The organism is Polaromonas sp. (genome assembly GCF_029945895.1).
Taxonomy (GTDB): Bacteria; Pseudomonadota; Gammaproteobacteria; order Burkholderiales; family Burkholderiaceae_C; genus Polaromonas.
In genome coordinates this window covers 1-2,080 of sequence record NZ_JAQSDL010000078.1, presented here as the reverse complement: position 1 = coordinate 2,080, position 2,080 = coordinate 1, and the positions used below count along the sequence as shown (strand labels likewise).

General features: G+C 63.5%; 2 protein-coding genes. One reads left to right on the top strand and one right to left on the bottom strand.

What is annotated here, in order from left to right:
• Positions 1-59 precede the first annotated feature (59 nt).
• Positions 60-1,448, bottom strand: coding sequence for an adenylosuccinate lyase (gene purB, locus PSV33_RS09470; protein WP_300560955.1), 1,389 nt, complete (start codon positions 1,446-1,448; stop codon positions 60-62).
• A gap of 174 nt (positions 1,449-1,622) precedes the next feature.
• On the opposite strand from purB, the gene PSV33_RS09465 reads away from it, so the two are divergent.
• Positions 1,623-2,080, top strand: a 458-nt coding sequence (locus tag PSV33_RS09465; RefSeq protein WP_300560953.1) for a glutathione S-transferase N-terminal domain-containing protein, incomplete at its 3' end; no start/stop codon positions are given.

Sequence of the window (2,080 nt, the reverse complement as noted above, 5' to 3'; positions counted from 1 at the left end):
CGCAGCGGCCCCCTCGGGGGGCAGGAAGCTACACGCAGTGAGCGACCGTGGGGGCCTGTCTAAATCCGTTTGGCCAGTTCGGCGGCCTTGCCGGTGTAACTGGCCGGCGTCATGGCCAGCAGGCGGTCTTTTTCCGCGTCCGGAATCTCCAGCGAGCGGATCAGGCCATGCAGCGCTTCGGCCGTCACGGTTTTGCCGCGCGTGACTTCCTTGAGTTTTTCGTAAGCGCCCTGCACGCCGTAACGGCGCATCACCGTCTGGATCGGCTCGGCCAGCACTTCCCACGAGGCATCGAGGTCGTCAGCCAGCGCCTCATGGTTGAGTTCGAGCTTGCCCAGTCCGGTGTTCATGGAGCTGTAGGCCAGCACGGCGTAACCAAAGGCCACGCCCATGTTGCGCAGCACGGTGCTGTCGGTCAGGTCGCGTTGCCAGCGGCTGATGGGCAGCTTTTCGCTCAGGTGGCGCAGCAGCGCGTTGGCCAGGCCGAGGTTGCCTTCGGCATTTTCGAAATCGATCGGGTTGACCTTGTGCGGCATGGTGCTGGAGCCGATCTCGCCGGCCTTGAGGCGCTGCTTGAAGTAACCCACGCTGACATAACCCCAGATATCACGCGCAAAGTCGATCAGGATGGTGTTGGTGCGCGCCACCGCGTCGAACAGCTCGGCCATGTAGTCGTGCGGCTCGATCTGGATGCTGTAGGGCTGGAAGGTCAGGCCCAGTCCCAGTGGCTCGGGCGACTCGATCACGTGACGGCTCAGCGCCTCCCAGTCGAAGTCGGGCCAAGCCGACAGGTGGGCGTTGTAGTTGCCGACGGCGCCGTTCATCTTGGCCATCAGCTTGACGGCGGCGATGCGCTCGCGTGCGACGTCCAGGCGGGCCACCACGTTGGCAATCTCCTTGCCGACGGTGGTCGGGCTGGCGGTCTGCCCGTGGGTGCGGCTCAGCATGGGCTCGTCGGCGTAGCGGTGTGCCATCTCGCGCAGCTGCGTGATGACCTTGTCCAGCGCCGGCAGCAAGACCTGCTCGCGGCTGCTTTTGAGCTGCAGCGCATGGCTGGTGTTGTTGATGTCTTCGCTGGTGCAGGCGAAATGCACAAACTCGGCGGCAGCCTCCAGCTCGGGCCGGGCTTCGAACCTGGACTTGATCCAGTACTCGACCGCCTTCACGTCGTGGTTGGTGGTTTTTTCGATCTCCTTGATCGCGACCGCGTCGCTTTCGGAGAAGTGCTTGACCAGTCCGAGCAGGTAGGTGCGTGCACCCGGGGTCAAGGGCTTGAATTCGGCAAAACCCGCATCCGACAAGGCGATGAACCAGGCGACTTCCACCTGGACGCGGCGGTGCATGTAACCGAGCTCCGACATCAGCGGCCGCAGGGGGGCGAGTCTGGCGGCGTAACGGCCGTCCAGGGGTGACAGGGCGGTGATGGAAAAGCTGGTGGACGGGTTCATGGGCGACATTGTAGGCGGGTGGCCTGGCGCCCCGGCAGACAGCTTGCCCGCTTTTTGCAGCGTGGCAGGCCTGGCCGACGCATACTCGATAGAATCCAACAGGATGGCCTGCTAAGCTGTTTGGCCGAGGCATTTCGACCCCATCGCCCCAGGGCCCACGACAAAAGATTGACTATGAAACTCATTGGATCCTACGGCAGCCCTTATGTGCGCAAAGTGCGCATTGTGATGGCCGAAAAAAAGCTCGACTACCAGTTCGTCATTGAAGACGTGTGGGCCGCGGGCACGACCATGTCCGAATCCAATCCGCTGGGCAAGGTGCCCTGTCTGGTCATGGAAGGCGCCAACGGGTCGGAAGAAGCCGTGTTCGACTCGCGTGTGATCGTTGAATACCTGGACACACTGTCGCCGGTCGGCAAGCTAATTCCGGTGCAGGGCCGGGAACGCGCCGAGGTGAAGACTTGGGAAGCGCTGGCCGACGGCCTGCTCGATGCCGCCATCCTGGCCCGGCTGGAGGCCACCTGGGCCGGCCGTGACGACAAGCAGCGTTGCCAGGCCTGGATTGACCGCCAGATGAACAAGATCGACACGACCGTGCGGGCCATGAGCACCGGCCTGGGCGACAAGCCGTT